Below are 20,659 nucleotides of genomic sequence, written 5' to 3'. Positions count from 1 at the left end.
CCTGCCTCGGTGGCGTGGATGGTGGTGACCAGTGGCACGTCCAGGTGTTCGCGCAGTGTCATCGCGGTGTGTGCGACGAGCCAGTCGTGGGCGTGGATGACGTCGTAGGTGCCGGTTTCGGTGGCGCGTAGTGCGGCCCGGGTGAGGGTGTGGTTGAACGCCATGGTCCAGGCCAGCAGGGATGAGGTGGCGAGGGGGAACGTGACGGGGTCCTCGGCGGCGCGGACGATGCGGACGCCGTCGGCGTACTCCTCGAGGGGGGCGCCCTCGGCGTGGCGGGTGACGACTGTGACCTCGTGTCCGGCGGCGGCCAGGGCGACCGACAGGGCGTGGACGTGGCGGCCGAGGCCACCGACGAGCACCGGCGGGTACTCCCAGGAGAGCAGCAGCACCCGCAGGCGCCGGGCGGGCTGGATGTCGATCACTTCGGCGTCAGCTGACACGCGGCCCCCTTTGAGTTGTGGCGTCCCCACCCGAGGCGGCGTCGCCGCGGTGTCCGGTGGGGTCGCCACCCATCCTGCCGAGGGGTCGATAACCGGGGGCGACGCGCCGGTTGCCGGTCTGTAACGCGTTACCGGCGCATCCGCCGCGCGCGCAGCAGCTCGGCCACCGACCACGCCTGGAACGGGCATCCGGTGGCCGCGTGCGGCGCCGCGCCGTCGGCGGTCTCGCTCACCGAGCCCAGGCCGTCCTCGGCGAGGTGGCCCACCAGACCCACCAGCAGGTCGTCGGTGGGCAACCCGGCCCGGCGGTAGGCGTCCAGCAGCGGTCCGGTCAGCCACGGCCAGACGGTGCCCTGGTGGTACGCGGAGTCCCGGTCGGCGGGCCCGCCCCGGTGCCGCCCGGCGAAGCCGGGGGAGTCCGGGGCGAGGCTGCGCGGCCCGAGCGGGGTGAACAGCGCCTCGGTGATCCGGCGCAGCGTGGCCTCGTCCGGCTCCAGCGGGGCGTGCGGCAGGGACCAGGCGAGCAGCTGGTTGGGCCGCAGCAGGTCGTCGTCGTGGTGCGCGGCCCCGCCCAGCGGGTACGCGGGCGCCGGGGCGTCCACCACGTCGTGCAGCCAGCCGACCGGGGCGGGGAAGCGCTCCCGGAACGCGGTGACGGCCCGGCGGTGCAGGTCGTGCAGCCCGGCGGCGTCGCGTCCGGCCAGCTCGGTCAGCTCGGCGACCCCGGCCAGCCCGTTGATCCACAACGCGTTTACTTCGACCGGCTTGCCGGTACGCGGGGTCACCGGCACCCCGTACACCCGGGCGTCCATCCAGGTGAGCGCCACGTCCGGCGGGCCGCCCTGGGTCAGCAGCCCGTCGGCCGGGTCGACGCCGATGCCGTACCGGGTGCCCGCCACGTGCGCCTCCACCACGCGGTGCAGCGCGGGCAGCAGCTCGTCGCCCAGGTCGGTGTCACCGGTGACCGTGACGTGCCGGTGCACCGCGTGCAGGAACCACAGCGTCGCGTCGACGGTGTTGTACTCGACCCGGCCGGTGTCGGCCGTGTTCGCCAGCATGCCCTCGTTCAGCGTGGCCGCGTACGCCCGCAGCAGGTCCCGCCCCTCGTCGGCCCGGTTCGTGCACAGGAACAGACCCTCGTAGGAGATCATCGTGTCCCGCGACCACGCCCCGAACCAGGGGTAGCCGGCGACCACGTCCGGGCCGGTGGCGGTGCGTACCACGAACGCGTCGGCGGCGAGCGCGAGCGTCGCCTCGACCGCGTCGCCGGGTTTCGCCGCGGCCACCACGGCCCGGCTGCGCCGCCGGGCCGCCTCGACCACGGCGGTCGCCGGTGGCGGCTCCTCGGCCAGGTCGTCCGCCCAGGCCAGCACCGACACGGTCGCGCCCGGCTCGTCGAGTGCGCCGGTGAACCGGCCCGCGTACCAGAGGTCCTCGTCCGGGTGCAGGCCGCGTTCTGCCTCGGTGCGGTGGCGTACCCCGTGCCACCACTGCCCCCGCGGGGTCCAGTCCGGCCCGGCCAGGCGGTACGCGCCGTCGACCACGGCGCCGCCGGCCGCCGGTTCCAGCCGGGGCGCCGGGCCGTCGGCGCGCCGCTCGCCGTGCGCGTCGCGCCAGGTGCAGGCCGCGGCCAGGTCCAGCCGCACCGGGCCGCCGGAGATCAGCCGGTGAACCACCGCCACGCAGGAGCGGCCGTACGTCATGGCGATCTCCCGTTCGATCACCACGTCGCCGACGCGCCACCGCCAGCGCGGCACCCCGTCGGCCAGGTCGAAGTGTTCCAGCAGCTCGAAGCCGCGCGGGTCGACCACGCCCGAGGACCACTCGTGCGCGCCGAGGCGGACCTGCCGCCCCGAGGGCAGCGTCACCGCCGGGTCGAGGCTCACGAGTCCCACCTTGCGGGACGCTGGCGTGTCTCCGGCCACCACGAGCAGCCCGTGGTACCGGCGGGTACGCAGCCCGGCGACGGTGCCCATGGCGTATCCGCCACGCCCGTCCGTGACCAGCCATTCCCGCGCGGCGGCGGTGGACAGCTCGCCGCAGGATCGCGGCCCGAAACGGATGTCGATCAACTTTCCTCCACCGGCAGCGAGGTGTGACATGCCACGGCGACAATGGCCGCTGTGGAGAAGTACCCGGGCGGCGTCGAAAATGTGCCAGTGATCACCGACCGGTCGACCTCCGCGTTCCCCGACCCCGAGCGGCACCGGCTCGCCCAGGCCGACGCCGGCGAGCAGGACTGGCGCGCATGGGGCCCCTATCTGTCCGAACGGGCGTGGGGGACGGTACGGGAGGACTACAGCGAGCACGGCACGGCGTGGGACTACTTCCCCCACGACCACGCGCGGTCCCGAGCGTACCGGTGGAACGAGGACGGCATGGCCGGCGTCTGCGACGACCGGCAGACGTTCTGCTTCGCCCTCGCCCTGTGGAACGGGCGCGACCCGATCCTCAAGGAGCGGATGTTCGGCCTCGGCGGCGACGGCGGCAACCACGGCGAGGACGTCAAGGACTACTGGTGGTACCTCGACAGCACCCCGACGCACTCCTTCATGCGCTGGCGCTACCACTACCCGCAGGCCGCCTTCCCGTACGACGAACTGGTCGCGGAGAACGCGCTGCGCGGCCGGGACGACACCGAGTACGAGCTGGTCGACACCGGCATCTTCGACGACGACAGGTACTGGGCGGTCACCGTCGACTACGCCAAGGCGTCCCCGACGGACATGTGCGTGCTGGTCACCGTGGCGAACCGGGGCGACCGGGACGAGACGCTGCACGTGCTGCCCACGCTGTGGTTCCGCAACACCTGGGCGTGGGGCCTGCCCGGCGCCGACCGGATGCCGGAGCTGACCGGCGTGGAGTCCGGGGAGCGGGCCGGCGCCCGGCTCGTCGGTGACCACTGGGTGCTCGGGCAGCTCCTGCTGGAAGGCGACGGCGACCCGGTGCCACTACTGTGCGACAACGAGACGAACGCCGAGCGGCTGTGGGGGCTGCCGGGGCGGTCGGCGTACCCGAAGGACGGCATCAACGACCACGTTGTGGCCGGCGCCGCCACCGTCAACCCGGACCGCACCGGCACCAAGGGCGCGCTGCACTACGTGCTGGACGTGCCGGCCGGCGAGCAGCGGCAGATCCGGTTGCGGCTGACCCGTACCGCGCCGCCGCCGGCCGCCGCGCCCCCCGCCCCGGCCGACCTGGGCGACGGGTTCGACACCGTGCTCTGGGCGCGCCGCGCCGAGGCGAACCGGTTCTTCGACAGCGTCATCCCGGCTGCCGCCACCGCCGACGAGGCCCTGGTGGCACGCCAGGCCATCGCCGGGCTGATGTGGGGCAAGCAGTTCTACCACTTCGACGTCGAACGCTGGCTGGCCGGCGACCCCGGCTCCGCGCCGCCGCCGGCCGGCCGCCGGCACGGGCGCAACAGCGCCTGGTGGCACATGAACAGCTTCGACGTGATCTCCATGCCGGACCCGTGGGAGTACCCCTGGTACGCCGCCTGGGACCTGGCCTTCCACTGCGTCACGATCGCCCGGGTCGACCCGGGCTTCGCCAAGGAGCAGATCCTCCTGCTGCTGCGGGAGTGGTACCTGCACCCCAACGGGCAGATCCCGGCGTACGAGTGGGCGTTCGGCGACGTGAACCCGCCGGTGCACGCCTGGGCGGCGCTGAAGGTCTTCGAGATCGACGGCTCCCGCGACCACGAGTTCCTCGCCCGGGTGATGCACAAGCTGCTGCTCAACTTCACCTGGTGGGTCAACCGCAAGGACACCGGCGGCAACAACGTCTTCGAGGGCGGCTTCCTCGGGCTGGACAACGTCGGCCCGTTCGACCGCTCGGCCGCGCTGCCGGTCGCCGGGGTGCTGGAGCAGTCCGACGGCACCGGCTGGATGGCCATGTACGCGCTCAACCTGCTCGACATGGCGATCGTGCTGGCCGAGCACGACCGCTCGTACACCGACACCGCCACCAAGTTCTTCGAGCACTTCGCGTACATCGCCGCGGCGGCGTACCACCAAGGGCTGTGGGACGCCGAGGACGCGTTCTTCTACGACGTGCTGCGGCTGGCCGACGGCACGCAGGTGCCGCTGAAGGTCCGCTCGGTGGTCGGGCTGCTGCCCCTCGCAGCCGTCACCCGGCTGACCGCCCGGACCATGCGCCGCCTGCCCGAGCTGGGCGCGCGGCTGCGCTGGTTCCTCACCAACCGCCCCGAGTACGCCGAGGTGATCGGCGCCCGCCGGCTCGGGCCCGACGGCCGCCAGCAGCGGCTGCTGTCGATGGTCGCACCGGACCAGGTGGTGCGGCTGCTGGCCCGGATGCTCGACACCGACGAGTTCCTCTCCGAGTACGGGCTGCGCACGCTGTCCCGCGCCCACCTGGACAAGCCGTTCACCGTCGCGCTCGGCGGGCAGGAGTTCAGCGTCGGCTACGAGCCCGCCGAGTCGACCAGCGGCCTGTTCGGCGGCAACTCCAACTGGCGCGGCCCGATCTGGATGCCGACGAACTTCCTGCTGATCAGCGCGCTGCGGGACTACGCCGCGTTCTTCGGCGACGACCTCCAGGTCGAGTACCCGACCCGGTCCGGGGTGAAGCGGACGCTCGACGAGATCGCCGACGACCTGTCCGCACGGCTGATCTCGCTGTTCACCCGCGACGACTGGGGACGGCGGCCGATCTACGGGGCCGCGCAGCTGTTCCAGACCCACCCGGACTGGCGCGACCTGATCTGCTTCCCGGAGTACTTCCACGGCGACAACGGCGCCGGCCTGGGCGCCTGGCACCAGACCGGGTGGACCGCGCTGGTCGCCGACCTGATCCTCACCTTGCGCCGCTGAGGCCGGGGCGCGACGGGTCCCGCCGCGCCCCGGGCCCCGCGCCTCACGGCAGCGGCAGGAACGCCAGCCGGGCGTGGTACTCCCCGGCCATCGTCACGGTGTCGCTGCCGACCCACAGACCGCTGTCGGTCGCGTACAGCTCCTGGGTGCCGACGCCGCGGTCCTTGGTCGGGTTCCACGGCAGCGCCCTGCCGGTGGCGGGGTGGATCGCCCCGATACCCGGCCGGGACACCGCCCCCGGACCGGCCGAGTTGCGGCCCAGCGGGTTGTCCAGCCAGCGCTGGTGGCCGCCGACGTACACCGCCGCTCCGGTTACCGCCACCGACAGCAGCGTGTCGCCGCCGGTGTAGTTGGCCCACGTCGGCTGCTTGCCGCCGGTGGCGGTGCCGAACTCGAAGCGCGCCGCGGTGTCGCAGAGCGTGCCCGGGAACGGGCCGCCGGTGGTCACCACCGCGAACCAGGTGCCGTCCGGTGAGATGTCGACGCCGCGCATGTAGACGGGCATCGTCCTCGCGCACTGCGGCTGGTAACGGTCGGTGGCCCAGCCGGAGAGCGTGGCGCCCGCCGTGCTCAGGTCGGCGACGGCGATCTGGTGCCGCGCCACGCCCGCGACGCTGCTGAAGCCGCCCACGAACACCAGCCGCCGGCCGTCGGCGGAGACGTCCAGCGCCTCGACCTTCACCGGCGCGGTGGCGCCGGACGTCGTCCTGCGCGGACCGGTCAGGTTCAGGTCGACCGACGCGTCGGCCGCCCCCGTGGTGGCGTTCACCGCCGCCAGGCCACGCCGGGTCACGCCGCCGACGGTCTGGAACGCGCCGCCGACTATCAGCCGGGTGCCGACCAGCCGTACGTCGTTCACCTGGTTGTTCAGCGCCGGCGTGGTGAACCCGGCGACCCGGGCACCGGTGGCCGCGTCGATCCGGGCCAGCCGGGACGCCGCGGTGCCGTTGACAGTGGTGAACGCGCCGCCGATGTAGAGCGAGCGGCCGTCCGGCGCGGCGGCGAGCGCCTTGACCGCGCCGTTCACCTGCGGCCGGAACGTGGTGTCGATCCGGCCGGTGCTCGCGTCGAGGGCCACCAGCCGGGGCATCGCCAGCTGGGCCGACCGCCCCGCGTTGCGCACCTTGGTGAACGTGCCCGCGACGTACACGCGGTTGCCGATCTGGAGGATGCGGTGCACCGTGCCGTCCAGCGCGTGCGGCGTCCAGTCGACCGGGTTCGTACCGACCACCGTGGTGTGTGCGGCGTTGACGGCCAGTGCCGGGGATCCCGGCAGCGCCGCGCCCGCGACGGCGAGCGTCGCGGCCACCGCGACGGCCGTGCACCGCCGGCCCCGGCGTCCAGGTGGATGATCGGGTGAGATCGTCATGGGCCGAAGCATGCCGTCCGACCAGGGATTCCGCAGTCGGGTAGCCGCCGGTAACCGGCGGCCGACCGGATAATCCGCGTGGTCCGTCCGGCGACCGGGCAGTACGGTGTGCGAGGTCCGCGAGGGGGAGGGGGACGCGATGCCGTCGCGCCGGGACGCCGCCGTGCTGGTGTTCGACGCCGACGACACGCTCTGGGAGAACAACGTCCTGTTCGAGCGCGTCATCGACGACTTCCTCACCTGGCTCGACCACCCCACGCTGGACCGGGCCCGGATCCGCGCGGTGCTCGACGACATCGAGCGCGCGAACGCCGTCGCGCACGGCTACGGCAGCAAGGTCTTCCTGCGCAGCCTCGGCGAGTGCCTGGAGAAGCTGCGCGAGCGTCCGGCCACCGCCCGGGAGCGCGCCGAGATCGAGCAGCTCGCCGCGGCGCTGGTCGGGCACCAGGTGGAGCTGATGCCCGGCGTGGCCGCGACGCTCGATGACCTGGCCGGTCGGCACGAGCTGCTGCTGCTGACCAAAGGCGAGCGCGAGGAGCAGCAGCGCAAGCTGGACGCATGCGGGCTGCTGCACCACTTCCGCGCCGCGCACATCGTGCCGGAGAAGGACGCGGACACCTACCGCTGGCTGGCCCGCGAGCACGCCTTCGACCCGGCCGCCGCCTGGATGATCGGCAATTCCCCGCGCTCGGACATCCTGCCCGCCCGGGCCGCCGGGATGAACGCGGTCTTCATCCCGAACGAGAACACCTGGGTCCTGGAGCACGACGAGCTGGACCCGTCCGACCAGCGGGTGATCCGGCTGGCCGCGTTCCCCGACCTGGTCCACCACTTCTGAGCGGGCCGGTAACGTCCGGGACGTGCCGCTGACCTTCCCGTCGCACCTGGCGCCGGTGCTGCCGCTGAAACTGTGGCGACCGGGCTGGTTCGACGGGGTGGCGCTGTGCACCGGTGCTGTCGCGCCGGACGCCGCGTACCTGTTCACCGGCACGTCGCTGGCCCTGGGCCTTCGGACGCACACGCTCGGCGGCCTGCTCTGGTGGTGCCTGCCGGTGGCCCTCGCGTACGCCTGGGTGGTGCGTCGCGTGGTCGCCGGCATCGCGGTGCACCTGCCCGCGCCGCGGTGGTTCGGCTGGCCCTGGTACGCGACGCTGGCCCGGGTGCGGCACCCCTGGCAGGTGACCGTCTGCTCGGCGCTGATCGGCGCGTTCAGCCACGTGGCGTGGGACCGGGTCAGCCACAGCGAACGCCTGCCCCGGATGCTCGGTGTCGCCGACTTCCGCGCGCTGACCGGCGTCTCCTGGTTACAGTTCGCGGACGTGGTCGGCGGCCTCGGCGGCGGGCTACTGGTGGTCGTCCTTGCCGTCTCCGAGGCCCGTCGCGCCGTGCGGACCGGTGGCGTAGGCGAACCCGCCCCGGAGGCCAACCCGGCGGTGTTCTGGCGGGTGGCGCTGGCGGTCACCGGGCTCGGCGCGCTGCTGATGCCCGCGCTGCCCGCGGCGGGCGTCCCCGCCCCGGCGGGCGTACGGGCGCTGCACGTGGCCGCGCTGGCACTGGTCGCGGGGGCCGTCGCGGCCCGGACCGTGGCACCGCGGCAGGCCGGGCGCAGCCCGCGTCTCGAAGTCGAACAGCGCGAAACCGGCTGACCCCGTTACGCCGACATGCCGCAGTTCGGCATAGACATCAATCACAACCGCAGTCGCCGGTCATCGCTTGTCCGGCCTGCGCGGACGTGCCTAACCTGAGCCGGCGTCCACGCCTTGTCGGGGTGAGACGGGGGCGCACCGGAGTCCGGTGGTGAGAGCACCGTGGAGCTGAGTGCGGGCATACCGGCTCGCCGTGCGGAGCCCGGCGGAAGGCGTCGTGCCACGCCTGCCGTGTTCCCCGTGGCGCAGACCGCTACCGAACCGGACGGCCGGGGTCAGGGCCGGGGAGTTGCGGACCCGGTCCTGACCCGTCCGGCATCCTTCACCGGCCGACAGATCCGGGCTCGGGCTGCGACCGCCTGACGGCGGGCGGCTGCCGGTGCGGCTGGGGGAGGGCGACCGGTCTCGGTCGACGTGCGGCGGAGCTGACACGGGCCCCCGCCATCGGTCCGCGTACTCAGTCCCCCGCGCGCCGCCCGCTCAGGTCAGCTCGCCCCGCACGATCGCCACCGCGACCCGGCAGAACTCGTCCATGTCCGGCTGGAACCCGGCCGCGATGTCCGGGTGCAGGCCGGAGCGGGTCTCGTCGAGCAACCGACGGCAGACGTCCTCCACCGGCTCGCCCGCGTAGCCGGCGCGAATCCGGTCGGCGGCCGCCTGCAGGGCCGAGGTCAGCTGATCCTCCAGCGGGCCGCGCAGCTTCTGCTGCACCGGGTCGAGCCCGCTCGGATCGAGCGTGACATGTGGCTCCGACATCAGCACTCCCTTCCTCGGCGTCCGCGGTACCCCACCGCGGACGTCGGTCAAACCATCGTCGGTACGGCCGACACCCGGACCAGATACGAGAACTCTTCCGCCGGCTCCTCGACGTACGACAGCCGGCGGATCTGCCGGTCGTCGGCCCAGAGCGCGACGTCGACCAGCACCCCGAGGTGGGCGAGACCGATGGTGGAGACCCGCTTCTTGTCCTGGAGCACCGCGCACACGCCGCCCAGCAGCGTGCTGGCGTCGGAGGTGCGGTGCCCGGGCGGACAGCGCAGGGTCAGGTCTACCTCGACCGGCCCGGTCAACGGGGTCCACCCGGTGCGCTGGGCCGCCGTGCAGGCGGCCTGGAGCAGCGTGCGGACCCTCGTCGCCTGCCGGTGCCCGGCGGCGAAGATGGACAGGGCCTCGGTCTTGACCGGGGGCAGGCCGCTCACCTCGAACGTCAGGGCGAGAGCGCGGGTGTCCTGCACGACGGCACCTCCTCGGGGGAATCCTGCCCAACCCGGGAACGCGCACACGGCACTTCCCGTCAGAACCAACCGATCGGGCGGGCGATGGGGGACGGCCGGAGGCGCATCGGCATCGACGGCGACGCGCCGGCTACGGAGCCAGCCCCACGCTAGTGCAGACCGCTGACGCTGGGTAGCCTCGCCGTTTCACTACGTGGGACGACGTGTGATCGCCCGGCCCGGATCGTGCCGTCGCCGTCACATTTCCGTGATGTTTCGCTCCGTCGCAGGTCGGGCACGTTCAGCCGCACGACACGCCCGGGGCGTCGGGCGATCGGGCCGATGCCCCGATCGTCTCGCCGCGCGCCGGGGCGCGGGTCACCCCCCGGTTCTTCGTAGGAGAGAGGGGGAGGGTGATGACGACAGTCCCCGACACGGCCGCACGGCGGCCGGCCGGACGCGCGGCGGCGGCGGCCGCCGCGCTCGCGCTGGTGGCCCCGCTGGCCGCCTGCGGATCCGGCGGCGACGGCGGCGTCCCCACGATCAACCTGTACTACCCGCCGGAGCAGAACCTGCAGAAGGTCGTCGACACCTGCAACACGCAGGCGCAGGGGCGGTACCGGATCGACTACCGGGTGCTGCCGCGCGAGGCCGACGAGCAGCGGGTGCAGATGGTGCGGCGGCTCGCCGCGCAGGACAGCGGGATGGACGTGCTCGGGCTGGACGTCACCTGGACGCAGGAGTTCGCCAGCGCCAAGTGGATCCGGGAGTGGACCGGGCAGGACAAGGCCGAGGCCGAGCAGGGCACGCTGGCCGGTTCGCTGGACACCGCCCGGTACGAGGACAAGCTCTACGCCGCGCCCAAGCACACCAACGTGCAGCTGCTCTGGTACCGGTCCGACCTGGTGTCGCAGCCGCCGAAGACCTGGGACGAGATGATCTCCGCCGCCCAGCAGCTCAAGGAGCAGGGCAAGCCGTACCAGGTGCTGACCATGGGCGCCCAGTACGAGGGCCTGGTGGTGCTCTACAACACGCTCGCCGAGAGCGCCGGCGGCAAGATCCTCAGTGACGACGGCAAGAAGGCGGAGATCGACGAAGGCGCGGTCCGCGCGCTCGACCAGCTCCAGAAGTTCGCCACGTCGGGCGTGACCTCGCCGTCGTTCAGCAACGCGCTGGAGGACCCGGTGCGGCTGGAGTTCCAGTCCGGCAAGGGCGCGTTCCAGGTGAACTGGCCGTTCGTCTATCCGGCGCTCCAGGAGGCCAACCCCGACCTGGCGAAGAACGTGAAGTGGGCCCGGGTGCCGGGCATCGACCCGGGCACCCCGAGCAAGGTCACCATCGGCGGGGTGAACCTGGCGGTCAGCACCTACTCGGAGCACCCGGAGGAGTCGTTCGAGGCGGCCCGCTGCCTGCGTAACGCCGAGAACCAGAAGTTCTCCGCCGTCAACGACGGCGTGCCGCCCACCATCGAGGCCGTCTACGACGACCCGGAGATGACCGAGGCGTACCCGATGAAGGAGACCATCCTGGAGGAGCTGAAGGAGCCGGCGGTGCGGCCGCTGACCCCGGCCTACCAGAGCATCTCCACGGTGATGTCGGCGATCCTGTCGCCGCCGTCGGCGATCCGGCCCGAGCAGACCGCTGACGAGCTGCGCGAGGCGATCTCCGACGCGCTGGAGTCCAAGGGAGTTCTGCCATGAGCGTGAACGCCACCCCGGCCGGCGCGCAGGCCGCCGCCGAGGCCGAGGCACCGGACGGCCGACACGCCGCCGTACCGGAACAGCGGTCCCGGCGCGGCTCCCGCGCCCCGCTGAGCGAGAACAAGCGCGCCGAGCGGCGCCTCGGCCTGCTGCTGTGCGCGCCGGCCGCGCTGGTCATGGTGCTGGTCACCGCGTACCCGATCCTGTACTCGGTGTGGCTGTCGCTGCAGCGCTTCGACCTGCGCTTCCCCGACGAGCGGAAGTTCGTCGGGCTGGAGAACTACGTCACGGTGCTGACGAACGACTTCTGGTGGACGGCGTTCGGGGTGACCGCGCTGATCACCGTGGTCACCGTCGCGGTCGAGCTGGTGCTCGGCATGGGCCTGGCGCTGATCATGCACCGGACGCTCGTCGGCCGGGGCATCGTCCGCACCGCGGCGCTGATCCCGTACGGCATCGTCACGGTGGTCGCCGCGTTCTCCTGGCGGTACGCCTGGACGCCCGGCACCGGCTACCTGGCGAACCTGTTCGACGGCAGCGCCCCGCTCACCGAACGGGCCAGCTCGCTGGCGATCATCATGCTGGCGGAGATCTGGAAGACCACCCCGTTCATGGCGCTGCTGCTGATGGCCGGGCTGGCGCTGGTGCCGGAGGACCTGCTCAAGGCGGCCTCCACCGACGGCGCGACGGCGTGGCAGCGGTTCACCAAGGTGATGCTGCCGGTGATGAAGCCGGCCATCCTGGTCGCGCTGCTGTTCCGCACGCTCGACGCGTTCCGGGTCTTCGACAACATCTTCGTGCTCACCAACGGCGGCAACGAGACGTCGTCGGTGTCGATGCTCGCCTACAACAACCTGATCCGGGGCCTGAACCTCGGCATCGGCTCCACGATGTCGGTGCTGATCTTCATCACCGTGGCGATCATCGCCTTCGTGTTCGTGAAGCTGTTCGGCACCGCTGCCCCGGGCAGCGACGATGGGGAGAGGCGCTGACATGGCTGTGGAAACCACCACGCGGGCGAAGGTGCGCTGGGGCCTGCTGGACGTCGTGGTCGTCGTCTTCGCGCTGGTCCCCGTGCTCTGGATCGCCTCACTGTCGTTCAAGACCCCGGCCACCCTCACCGACGGCAAGTTCTGGCCGCGGGAGTGGACGCTCGACAACTACCGGACCATCTTCGACACCGACCAGTTCGTCCGCGCCCTGGTCAACTCCATCGGCATCGCGCTGATCGCCACCACGATCGCGGTGGTGCTCGGGGCGATGGCCGCGTACGCCATCTCCCGGCTGGACTTCCCGGGCAAGAAGCTCCTGGTCGGCGTCTCGCTGCTGATCGCGATGTTCCCGCAGGTGTCGCTGGTGTCGCCGCTGTTCGAGATCGAGCGGCAGCTCGGGTTGTTCGACACCTGGCCCGGCCTGATCCTGCCGTACATCACGTTCGCGCTGCCGCTGGCCATCTACACGCTGTCGGCGTTCTTCAAGCAGATCCCGTGGGACCTGGAGAAGGCGGCGAAGATGGACGGCGCCACCCAGGCACAGGCGTTCCGGCGGGTGATCGCTCCGCTGGCCGCGCCCGGCGTGTTCACCACGGCGATCCTGGTCTTCATCTTCTGCTGGAACGACTTCCTGTTCGCGATCACGCTCACCTCGACCGAGCGGTCCCGCACGGTCCCGGTGGCGTTGCAGTTCTTCACCGGTGAGTCGCAGTTCGAGGACCCCACCGGGGCGATCTGTGCCGCCGCCGTGGTGATCACCGTGCCGATCATCCTGTTCGTGCTCTTCTTCCAGCGCCGCATCGTCTCCGGTCTGACCTCCGGCGCAGTCAAGGGATAGGTGGTAGCAATGGCCGACATCGTGCTGGACAAGGTGAGCAAGCGGTTCCCGGACGGCACCACCGCCGTACAGGACGTCGACCTGGAGATCGCCGACGGCGAGTTCGTGATCCTGGTCGGCCCGTCCGGCTGCGGGAAGTCCACCACGCTCAACATGATCGCCGGGCTGGAGGACATCAGCTCCGGTGAGCTGCGCATCGGCGGCGAGCGGGTCAACGACAAGGCACCCCGGGACCGCGACATCGCGATGGTCTTCCAGTCGTACGCGCTCTACCCGAACATGAGCGTGCGGGAGAACATGGCGTTCCCGCTGCGGCTGGCGAAGCTGGACAAGGAGACCATCAACCAGAAGGTCGACGAGGCGGCGAAGGTGCTGGAGCTGACCGCTCTGCTGGACCGCAAGCCGGCCAACCTGTCCGGCGGCCAGCGGCAGCGGGTGGCGATGGGACGGGCGATCGTCCGCCAGCCCAAGGCGTTCCTGATGGACGAGCCGCTGTCGAACCTGGACGCCAAGCTGCGGGTGCAGATGCGTACCGTGGTGTCCCGGCTCCAGAAGCAGCTCGGCACCACCACCGTCTACGTCACCCACGACCAGACCGAGGCGATGACGCTCGGCGACCGGGTCGTCATCATGCGGGGTGGCGCGGTGCAGCAGGTCGGGCCGCCGCAGGAGCTGTACGACCACCCGCGCAACCTCTTCGTCGCCGGGTTCATCGGCTCGCCCTCGATGAACTTCGTGCACGCCGTCGTGGAGGACGGCCGGCTGCGGACCGCGCTCGGCGACGTGCCGGTGGGCGACCGGATCCGCCGCGAGCTGGAGGCCGGTGACGCGCCCAAGGAGCTGATTCTGGGCATCCGCCCGGAGCACTTCGAGGACGCCGCGCTGGTCGACGACGAGACCCGCCGCCGGGGCATGGAGTTCGAGGCGCCTGTCGACATCGTCGAGTCGATGGGCTCGGACAAGTACGTCTACTTCACCGTCGAGGGGGAGCGGGCCAGCGCCGCCGAGCTGGAGGAGCTGGCCGCCGACACGGGTGCCGCGGACTTCGCCGGTGGCGGGTCGAACCTGGTCACCCGGCTGTCGGCGGAGTCCTCGGCTCGCGAGGGCGAGACGCGCCGGGCGTGGTTCAACCTGGAGAAGATCCACCTGTTCGACCCGGGCAGCGGACGCAACCTGACGCTGCACGAGGGCCGCTCGGCCGGAGCGCTCGCCGACTGATCCCCTGACGTGTGCGAAGGGCCGGTGGCGATGCGCGCCGCCGGCCCTTCGGCCTTGCCACGCCTTGCTCTGCAGCCCTCGACGCAACGCTCGGTGCGCTGCTTGCCTCCGTGGCTGCAGAGCAAGGGGGGTGAGGCGGGTACCCCACCTGGCGGCCGGGCCGGCCCTGCTGGCCACGAGGAAGGTCGAGCCGCACTACGGCGACGTGTCAGCTCCGTGACTCCACGCGCCGGGCGCCACCACCTACTCCGTCCCCCGCGCCCGGCCGAACCGGTGAGTGGAACGTCATGGGTGTCTCAGCGCGGTTTTGACACCCATGACGTTCCACTCATCACCGGCGCGGGGACCTTTTGCTGGGACGGTGCCACAATTCGCCGACCTCGGGGACCAGCGGGCGGTGAGCCGCCGACCCGCAGTGTCAGCCGCCGGAGAGCGCCCTCACTGCCCTTGCTCTGCACCCACCCACGCGACGGTCACGCGAACCGATGTGTCAACGGCTGCAGAGCAAAGGCGCTGAAGAGCAACAGGAGCAGCGGAGCAGGAGCGAAGCCGGACAGCACGAGAGAAGAAGAGAAGAGGTGCGGCGGGAGCCCTCTGCTCACCAGGAGTGGCGCAGCTCCCGGCCCAGGAAGCGGGCGTAGCCGGTGAGCGCCGCGTCCACCCGGTCGCGCAGCGCTGCGTCGAACGGCACGAGCTGCTGCACCGTCACGGTCACCGCCCTCACGCCCAGCGTCCGCGTCCAGGTGCCGACCACGCGCCCGCCCCGCACCACAGTCGACCGGAACACCCCGTTGTTGCCGGGGACCACCGCGGCGGCGTGCGCCGGGTCGAGCATCAGCGAGCGGTCCTTGAAGCCGAGCAGGTATTCGTCGAAGCCGGGCAGAGTGTGCAGGTCGTCGACCGGCGCGCGGGGCGCGTCGAGCAGCGCGGCGTCGACGACTGCGGGCTCGCCGTCGGCCTCGACCGGGGCGAGCAGGTCACCGGCCAGGGTGATCGCCCGGGTCGCGTCGGTGACGGTCAGGCCGGTCCACCGGGCCAACTCGTGCCGGCTCACCGGGCCGTGGCCGCGCACGTAGCGGTGCGCCAGCATCGCCAGCGCCTCGTCGCGTTCCGGCCGGTGCGGCTCGGGTGCCCACTCGTCGAGCAGGGCGAACGTCTGCTCGGTGCCGACGTGCGGCGCGATGCAGGTGACGCCGCGCTGGCTGGCGTACCAGAGCAGGTGGTAGCCGCGCTGACCGTCGGTGGACAGCCCGGCGGCCCGCAGCGCCGCCAGGCACTCGGCGCGGGTCAGCCGGCCGCCGCCGGTCAGTGCCGCACCCAGCACGTCACCGGCCCGTTCGCCGTCGGCGACCGTCAGCCCGAGCTGCCGCCACTGCCCGGCGGTGCCGGCCAGCGTCCGCACCCCGGTCAGCTCCAGCATCCACCGCGCGTCGCGCGCCGGGACCAGGTGCACGGTGCCGCGCATGGGCCAGGTGCGCAGCGCCTCGCGCCGCTCCAGCGCCGCGCGGACGTCGTCCTGGGTGGCGCCGGGAAGGCGGACGCCGAGCGACCACAGCCCGCTTGCCGCGTCCTGCGCCTGCATGGCGCCGAACCACTCGACCACGTCGGCGACGCCCTGCGGACGGGCGGTGGGGTGCGGGCGCAACAGCAGGCCGGTCATGCGCAGCGCGAGCGCCTCGGCGCGGTTGAGGCGTATGGTCACGGGCGTCAGCGTAGGCCCGGGGTACGACAGACCGGCCCCTGATCGCGCTGCGCCGGCGGCGCTGCCGACACCAGCGCGATCCCCCGTTCAGGTTCCCGGCGCGGGGCGGCCGATGCGGCCGGCGCCGGTTCGACAAGCATTCCGTGCGGGCTGGGCGGGCAGAGCGGTTGCGGACGGAACTTGCGCAAATCTTGAGCCACGCTCAGTCCAGGTGCCGGTGCACGGCCAGCGGATCGACGTACCCCCGGGTGGGGTGCCGGAAGCCCTCCGGCCCTCGGCCGATCACCTCGAAGCCCAGCGCCCGGCGTCACCGCGACCACGTCCGCGCCGGCGCCGGCCGCGCGGATCTCCACCCGGAGTGGATGCCACGCCCCGGAGTTTGACGGAACAAGTAACGGGTAGTCGCCGGAGCTGACCCGAAACGAGGAGGGACGTCTGATGGATGGCCAGGTCAAGGTCGCGGTGATCTATTACAGCGCGACCGGCATCACGTACCAGATGGCGCAGGCGGCGGTCGAGGCGGCGGGGGAAGCCGGTGCCGAGGTGCGTCTGCGCAAGGTACGTGAGCTGGCGCCTGACGAGGCGATCCGCTCCAACTCCGGCTGGCAGGCACACCGGCTGGAGACCCAGGACGTGATGGAGGCGCAGCCGGACGACCTGTCCTGGGCCGACGTGGTCATCATGGGCTCGCCGACCCGGTACGGCATGATCGCCGCCCAGCTCAAGCAGTTCATCGACACCACCGGCCCGCTCTGGGCCGCCGGCGCGCTCGCCGACAAGGTCTACAGCGGGTTCACCTCGACCGCCACGTCGCACGGCGGCCAGGAGGCGACGCTGCTGTCGCTGTACACGGTCTTCTACCACTGGGGCGGCATCGTGGTGACCCCCGGCTACACCGACCCGAGCCAGTTCGTCGCCGGCAACCCGTACGGCGCGTCGCACACCAGCAACAACGGCGAGGTCGCCCCGGACCACGTGGCACTGGCCGCCACCGCGCTGACCGCCAAGCGCGCCGTGCTGATGGGCGCCGCGCTGAAGCGGGGCATGGCCGGCTGACCCGGCTGGCGACCGGTGGCCGGACGGGGGCTCTCGAACCCGTCCGCACCACCGGTCGCCTGTGCCCTACCCGCGATCGGCCGCGCCATGCGCGCTCAGCGCCGGCCGGTCGAGCAGATGCCCGAGCAGGTCCGCCAGGACCCTCGTGCCGTCCTGGCTCAGCACCGACTCCGGGTGGAACTGCACCCCGGCGAAACCCGCGCCGCGCAGCGCGTGCACCGCGCCGTCGGCCGGGTCGCGGGACACCTCGACCGGGCCGTACGGGCCGGTGACCCGGTCGGCGTCGGCGAGTGCGGTGAAGCTGGCGTAGAACCCGACCCGCCGGATCGTCCCGAACACCGGCACGTCCCGCGGCAACCCCTGGTACGGCGCGTCGCGGCGGTGCAGCGGCAGGCCCAGCAGCCCGGCGAGCAACTGGTGGCCCAGGCACACCGCGAGCGTCGGCCGGCCGGACGCGAGCAGCTCGGCCAGCAGCGCCCGCAGCGCCACCATCTTCGGTGCCGTCGCGTCCCGCGGGTCACCCGGCCCGGGGCCGACCACCACCAGGTCGTAGCCGTCCAGCGGGCCCGGTTCCGGCCAGTCCCGGCGGGTCACCGCCAGGCCCAGCGCGCCGAGCTGGTGGGCCAGCATGCCGGTGAACGTGTCCTCACCGTCGACGATCAGCGCCCGGCGCCCGGCCAGCCCGCGCAGCGCGATCGCCCCCGGCTCCCGCTGGTCCAGCCAGAACCGGGCCAGCGGGGCGTTGCGGGCGGCCAGCGCGGCGCGTACCTCGGGGTCGTCGGCGTACCGGACGGCCGGCTCGGTGGCGGAGCGCGGCGCGTCCGGGCCGAGACCCAGCGCGGCCAGCACACCGGCCGCCTTCGCGTGCGTCTCGGCCACCTCCCCGGCGGTGGTGGAGTGCCGGACCAGCGTCGCGCCGACCGGCACCCGCAGCGCGCCGGCGGGCGAGATCTCCGCGGTACGGATCAGGATCGGCGCGTCCAGCGTCTGCCGGCCCTGCTCGTCGCGGCCCAGCAGGGCGAGCACCCCGGCGTAGTAGCGCCGGCCGGTGCGCTCGTGCCGGGCGATCACCCGGCAGGCGTTCTCCATCGGGCTGCCGGTGACGGTGGGCGCGAACATGGTTTCCCGCAGCACGTCGCGCACGTCCCGGGAGCAGCGCCCGGCCAGCAGGTACTCGGTGTGCGCCAGGTGCGCCATCTCCTTCAGGTACGGCCCGACCACCTGGCCGCCGTGCTCGGCGACCACGGCCATCATCTTCAGCTCCTCGTCCAGCACCATGTACAGCTCCTCCACCTCCTTCTCCTCGTGCAGGAAGCGCAGCAGCTCGGCCCGGTCGACGGTCTCGCCCCGGTGCCGGAACGTGCCGCTGATCGGATTCATCTCGACCAGCCCGTCGGTGACGCTGACGTGCCGCTCGGGGCTGGCGCCGACCAGGATCCGGGTGCCGGTGTGCACCACGAACGTCCAGTACGCGCCCCGTTCGCGCAGTAGCAGCCGGCGCAGCGCCGCCAGGGCCGCGGCCAGCGGGTCGCCCTGCACCGTGGCGCGCATGGTCCGGTGGATGACGAAGTTCGCCCCCTCGCCCCGGCCGATCTCGTCGGCCAGCACCCGCTCCACGATCGCCGCGTACTCGTCGTCGGCGATGTCGAAGCCGGCGTCGCGGGTGCGCACCTCGGCGTCGGGCAGGTCGTCGAGCAGGTCGGCCAGCGGTATCCGCCGGTGCGTCTCGACCGCCAGGAACTCCAGCGGCAGCCCGTCGTCGACACACTCGAACCCGCGCTCGGTGACCTGCCGGAACGGCACCAGGGCCAGCGTGTGCGCACCGGCGCCGTCCTCGGGCAGCGGCAGGTCGGCGAGCCGGCCGGCGGTGTGTACCGGGCCGGTGAACAGGTCGACGTGGTCGGTGCCCTCGCGGCGGACGAGCGCGAACGGGCCGGGGTCGCGGCCGGCCGCGACGGCGGCGAGCGGGTCGGACAGGCGGGTCATCGGATCTCCTCGGTGGGCCGGTGGCCGCCGGTGGAGGCGACCCGGGATGCCGGGGGAGACCGGCGGCCGCCTCGTCGGGCGGCCGCGTGGGGAAGCTACGCGCGGGGGTGGGCCGCCGGGTCGGCGGGCCACCAGCAGGACAGGTGCGCGGGCATGACGGTCACTGTACGCGATCGACAGGCGCCGTGGAACCCGATCGCGGGGCACCGGGTACGGATCTTGGCGTGATCGCCGGTCCCGCCGGGTAGGTTGACCGGCGATGGACATTCTCGCTCTGGATCTGGGCACCTCCTCGGTGCGCGGCCTGGTGCTCGACGCGGACGCCGTGCCGCGTCCGGGCGCGCTGGCCCGGCGTCGGGTGCGCCTGGTCACCGGGGACGACGGCACCGGGACGCTCGACGGCCCCGCCTACCTGGCCTGCCTGGTGGAGTGCCTGGACGAGCTGGCCGCCGGTGGGCACCTGCGGGACGTGGACCTCGTGGCCACCTCCGCGCAGTGGCACTCGGTGCTGCCGGTGGCGCCCGACGGCACACCGTCGGGTCCGGTGCTGACCTGGCTGGACACCCGGCCGGAGCCGCTGCCCGGTGCGACCGGGCCAGCCGATCCGGAGGACTTCCACAGGCGTACCGGCGCCTGGTGGCACCGCTGCTACTGGTCGGTGCGGCTGCCGTGGTTGCGCGAGCGCGTCGACCGGTCCGCCGGCTTCACCGGGCTCGCCGAGTACACGCTCGGCACGCTGCTCGACGACGCGCCGATGTCGATCTCGCTGGCCTCCGGCACCGGGTTGCTCGACCTGCGCCGCCTCGACTGGGATCCGGAGGCGTGCGAGCTGGCCGGCGTACGCCCGGAGCAGATGCTGCGGCTGGCCCCGGACGGCTGGCACGGCCGGCTGAACGCGGCGTACGCGCGGCGCTGGCCGCAGCTGGCCGGTGCGCGATGGGCGCCGCCGGTCGGCGACGGCGCGGCCGCCAACGTCGGTTCCGGCTGTGTCGACCCGACCCGCGCGGCGGTCACAGTGGGCACCTCCGCGGCGGTCCGCACGATCCAGGCCGTGCCGGCCGGTTCGGAGCCGCCGCCGTTGCCGGAGCAGCTCTGGCGGTACCGGGTCGACCACCATCACGTGGTGACCGGCGCGGCGTACTCCAGCGGCGGCAACCTGTTCGCCTGGGCGTCGCGCGAGCTGCGCCTGCCCGAGGGCAGGGAACTGGAGGCGGCGCTGGACCGCGTCACCGGTTCGGTGCGGGCGAACCCCCGCTTCGGCGGCGATCGGCCACCGGGGATCGCCCCGGCGGGCTCGGGGGAGCTGCGCGGACTCAGCTTCGGCACCACCGCCGTGGACATCCTGGCCGGGCTGATGAGCGGCCTGTGCCGGCTCGTCGCGGACGACCTGGCGCTGCTGGAGTCCGGTGTCGGCGAGCCGATGGAGGTGATCCTCGGTGGTGGGGCGCTGACCGCCTCGCCGTGGTGGCGCGGTGCGTTCCTCGACGTGCTCGCGCCCCGCCGGGTGTGCTGGCAACGCAACCCGGAGATCGGCGCCACCGGTGCCGCGCTCGTCGCGCTCGGCCGGCTCGCCGAGGCGGACGAGATCGCCGGGGTCGGCCGGACGGACGAGGCCGCCTGGCACACGTGACCGTCCACCAGTGGCGCTGACCGTCCTGGT

16 protein-coding genes are annotated in these 20,659 nt (G+C 72.8%); 9 read left to right on the top strand and 7 right to left on the bottom strand.

Annotated elements, in window-relative coordinates:
- Positions 1-443: glycosyltransferase (locus C569_RS0122115; RefSeq protein ID WP_155945586.1), on the bottom strand; the 443-nt coding region annotated here is incomplete at its 3' end.
- A gap of 128 nt (positions 444-571) precedes the next feature.
- Positions 572-2,515 carry an amylo-alpha-1,6-glucosidase gene (locus tag C569_RS0122110; RefSeq protein WP_018787936.1) on the bottom strand — a complete coding sequence of 648 codons (1,944 nt, stop codon included), beginning with the start codon at positions 2,513-2,515 and terminating at the stop codon, positions 572-574.
- Between the two features lie 42 nt (positions 2,516-2,557).
- On the opposite strand from C569_RS0122110, the gene C569_RS0122105 reads away from it, so the two are divergent.
- Positions 2,558-5,278 carry a glucosidase gene (locus tag C569_RS0122105; RefSeq protein ID WP_026268486.1) on the top strand — a complete coding sequence of 907 codons (2,721 nt, stop codon included), beginning with the start codon at positions 2,558-2,560 and terminating at the stop codon, positions 5,276-5,278.
- A gap of 43 nt (positions 5,279-5,321) precedes the next feature.
- Here the strand turns inward: C569_RS0122105 and C569_RS0122100 are convergent, their stop codons facing one another.
- Positions 5,322-6,647: a hypothetical protein gene (locus C569_RS0122100; RefSeq protein WP_231394865.1), complete on the bottom strand. Its 1,326-nt coding sequence runs from the start codon at positions 6,645-6,647 to the stop codon at positions 5,322-5,324.
- Between the two features lie 139 nt (positions 6,648-6,786).
- Here C569_RS0122100 and C569_RS0122095 point away from each other — a divergent pair, with 139 nt between their 5' ends.
- Positions 6,787-7,485, top strand: a complete 699-nt coding sequence (locus C569_RS0122095; protein ID WP_036346554.1) for an HAD family hydrolase — start codon at positions 6,787-6,789, stop codon at positions 7,483-7,485.
- A gap of 22 nt (positions 7,486-7,507) precedes the next feature.
- Positions 7,508-8,293, top strand: coding sequence for a DUF4184 family protein (locus tag C569_RS0122090; protein WP_018787932.1), 786 nt, complete (start codon positions 7,508-7,510; stop codon positions 8,291-8,293).
- Between the two features lie 480 nt (positions 8,294-8,773).
- On the opposite strand, the gene C569_RS0122085 is transcribed toward C569_RS0122090, so the two are convergent.
- Both C569_RS0122085 and C569_RS0122080 read right to left on the bottom strand, forming a co-directional pair.
- Positions 8,774-9,049, bottom strand: a complete 276-nt coding sequence (locus C569_RS0122085) for a hypothetical protein (protein ID WP_026268484.1) — start codon at positions 9,047-9,049, stop codon at positions 8,774-8,776.
- 47 nt (positions 9,050-9,096) lie between these two features.
- Entirely contained in the window at positions 9,097-9,528 is a 432-nt protein-coding gene (locus tag C569_RS0122080) for a hypothetical protein (protein ID WP_018787930.1), read from the bottom strand.
- 395 nt (positions 9,529-9,923) lie between these two features.
- Between C569_RS0122080 and C569_RS0122075 the strand changes: the two genes are divergently transcribed.
- Genes C569_RS0122075 through C569_RS0122060 form a run of 4 tightly spaced genes read left to right on the top strand, consistent with a single transcriptional unit; the run spans position 9,924 to position 14,255 of the window.
- Positions 9,924-11,207, top strand: coding sequence for an ABC transporter substrate-binding protein (locus C569_RS0122075; protein WP_018787929.1), 1,284 nt, complete (start codon positions 9,924-9,926; stop codon positions 11,205-11,207).
- On the top strand, positions 11,204-12,199 hold the full coding sequence (locus C569_RS0122070) for a carbohydrate ABC transporter permease (RefSeq protein WP_018787928.1): 996 nt from the start codon (positions 11,204-11,206) through the stop codon (positions 12,197-12,199). Before C569_RS0122075 ends, C569_RS0122070 begins: the two co-directional genes overlap by 4 nt.
- A gap of 1 nt (position 12,200) precedes the next feature.
- On the top strand, positions 12,201-13,037 hold the full coding sequence (locus C569_RS0122065; RefSeq protein WP_026268483.1) for a carbohydrate ABC transporter permease: 837 nt from the start codon (positions 12,201-12,203) through the stop codon (positions 13,035-13,037).
- A gap of 9 nt (positions 13,038-13,046) precedes the next feature.
- Positions 13,047-14,255, top strand: a complete 1,209-nt coding sequence (locus C569_RS0122060) for an ABC transporter ATP-binding protein (protein WP_018787926.1) — start codon at positions 13,047-13,049, stop codon at positions 14,253-14,255.
- A gap of 598 nt (positions 14,256-14,853) precedes the next feature.
- Here the strand turns inward: C569_RS0122060 and C569_RS0122055 are convergent.
- Positions 14,854-15,957: a winged helix DNA-binding domain-containing protein gene (locus C569_RS0122055; RefSeq protein WP_018787925.1), complete on the bottom strand. Its 1,104-nt coding sequence runs from the start codon at positions 15,955-15,957 to the stop codon at positions 14,854-14,856.
- 438 nt (positions 15,958-16,395) lie between these two features.
- Here C569_RS0122055 and wrbA point away from each other — a divergent pair, with 438 nt between their 5' ends.
- Positions 16,396-17,013, top strand: a complete 618-nt coding sequence (gene wrbA, locus C569_RS0122045) for an NAD(P)H:quinone oxidoreductase (RefSeq protein WP_018787924.1) — start codon at positions 16,396-16,398, stop codon at positions 17,011-17,013.
- A gap of 66 nt (positions 17,014-17,079) precedes the next feature.
- Here the strand turns inward: wrbA and C569_RS0122040 are convergent, their stop codons facing one another.
- Entirely contained in the window at positions 17,080-18,999 is a 1,920-nt protein-coding gene (locus tag C569_RS0122040; protein ID WP_018787923.1) for a chorismate-binding protein, read from the bottom strand.
- A gap of 259 nt (positions 19,000-19,258) precedes the next feature.
- On the opposite strand from C569_RS0122040, the gene C569_RS0122035 reads away from it, so the two are divergent.
- A complete protein-coding gene (locus tag C569_RS0122035) occupies positions 19,259-20,629 on the top strand; it encodes an FGGY family carbohydrate kinase (protein ID WP_018787922.1) in 1,371 nt (456 codons plus the stop codon).
- The last annotated feature ends 30 nt before the right edge of the window (positions 20,630-20,659 follow it).

Origin of the sequence: Micromonospora sp. CNB394, assembly GCF_000374985.1 — a bacterium.
Lineage (GTDB): Bacteria > Actinomycetota > Actinomycetes > Mycobacteriales > Micromonosporaceae > Micromonospora > Micromonospora marina.
This window is presented reverse-complemented; position numbering and strand designations above follow the sequence as displayed.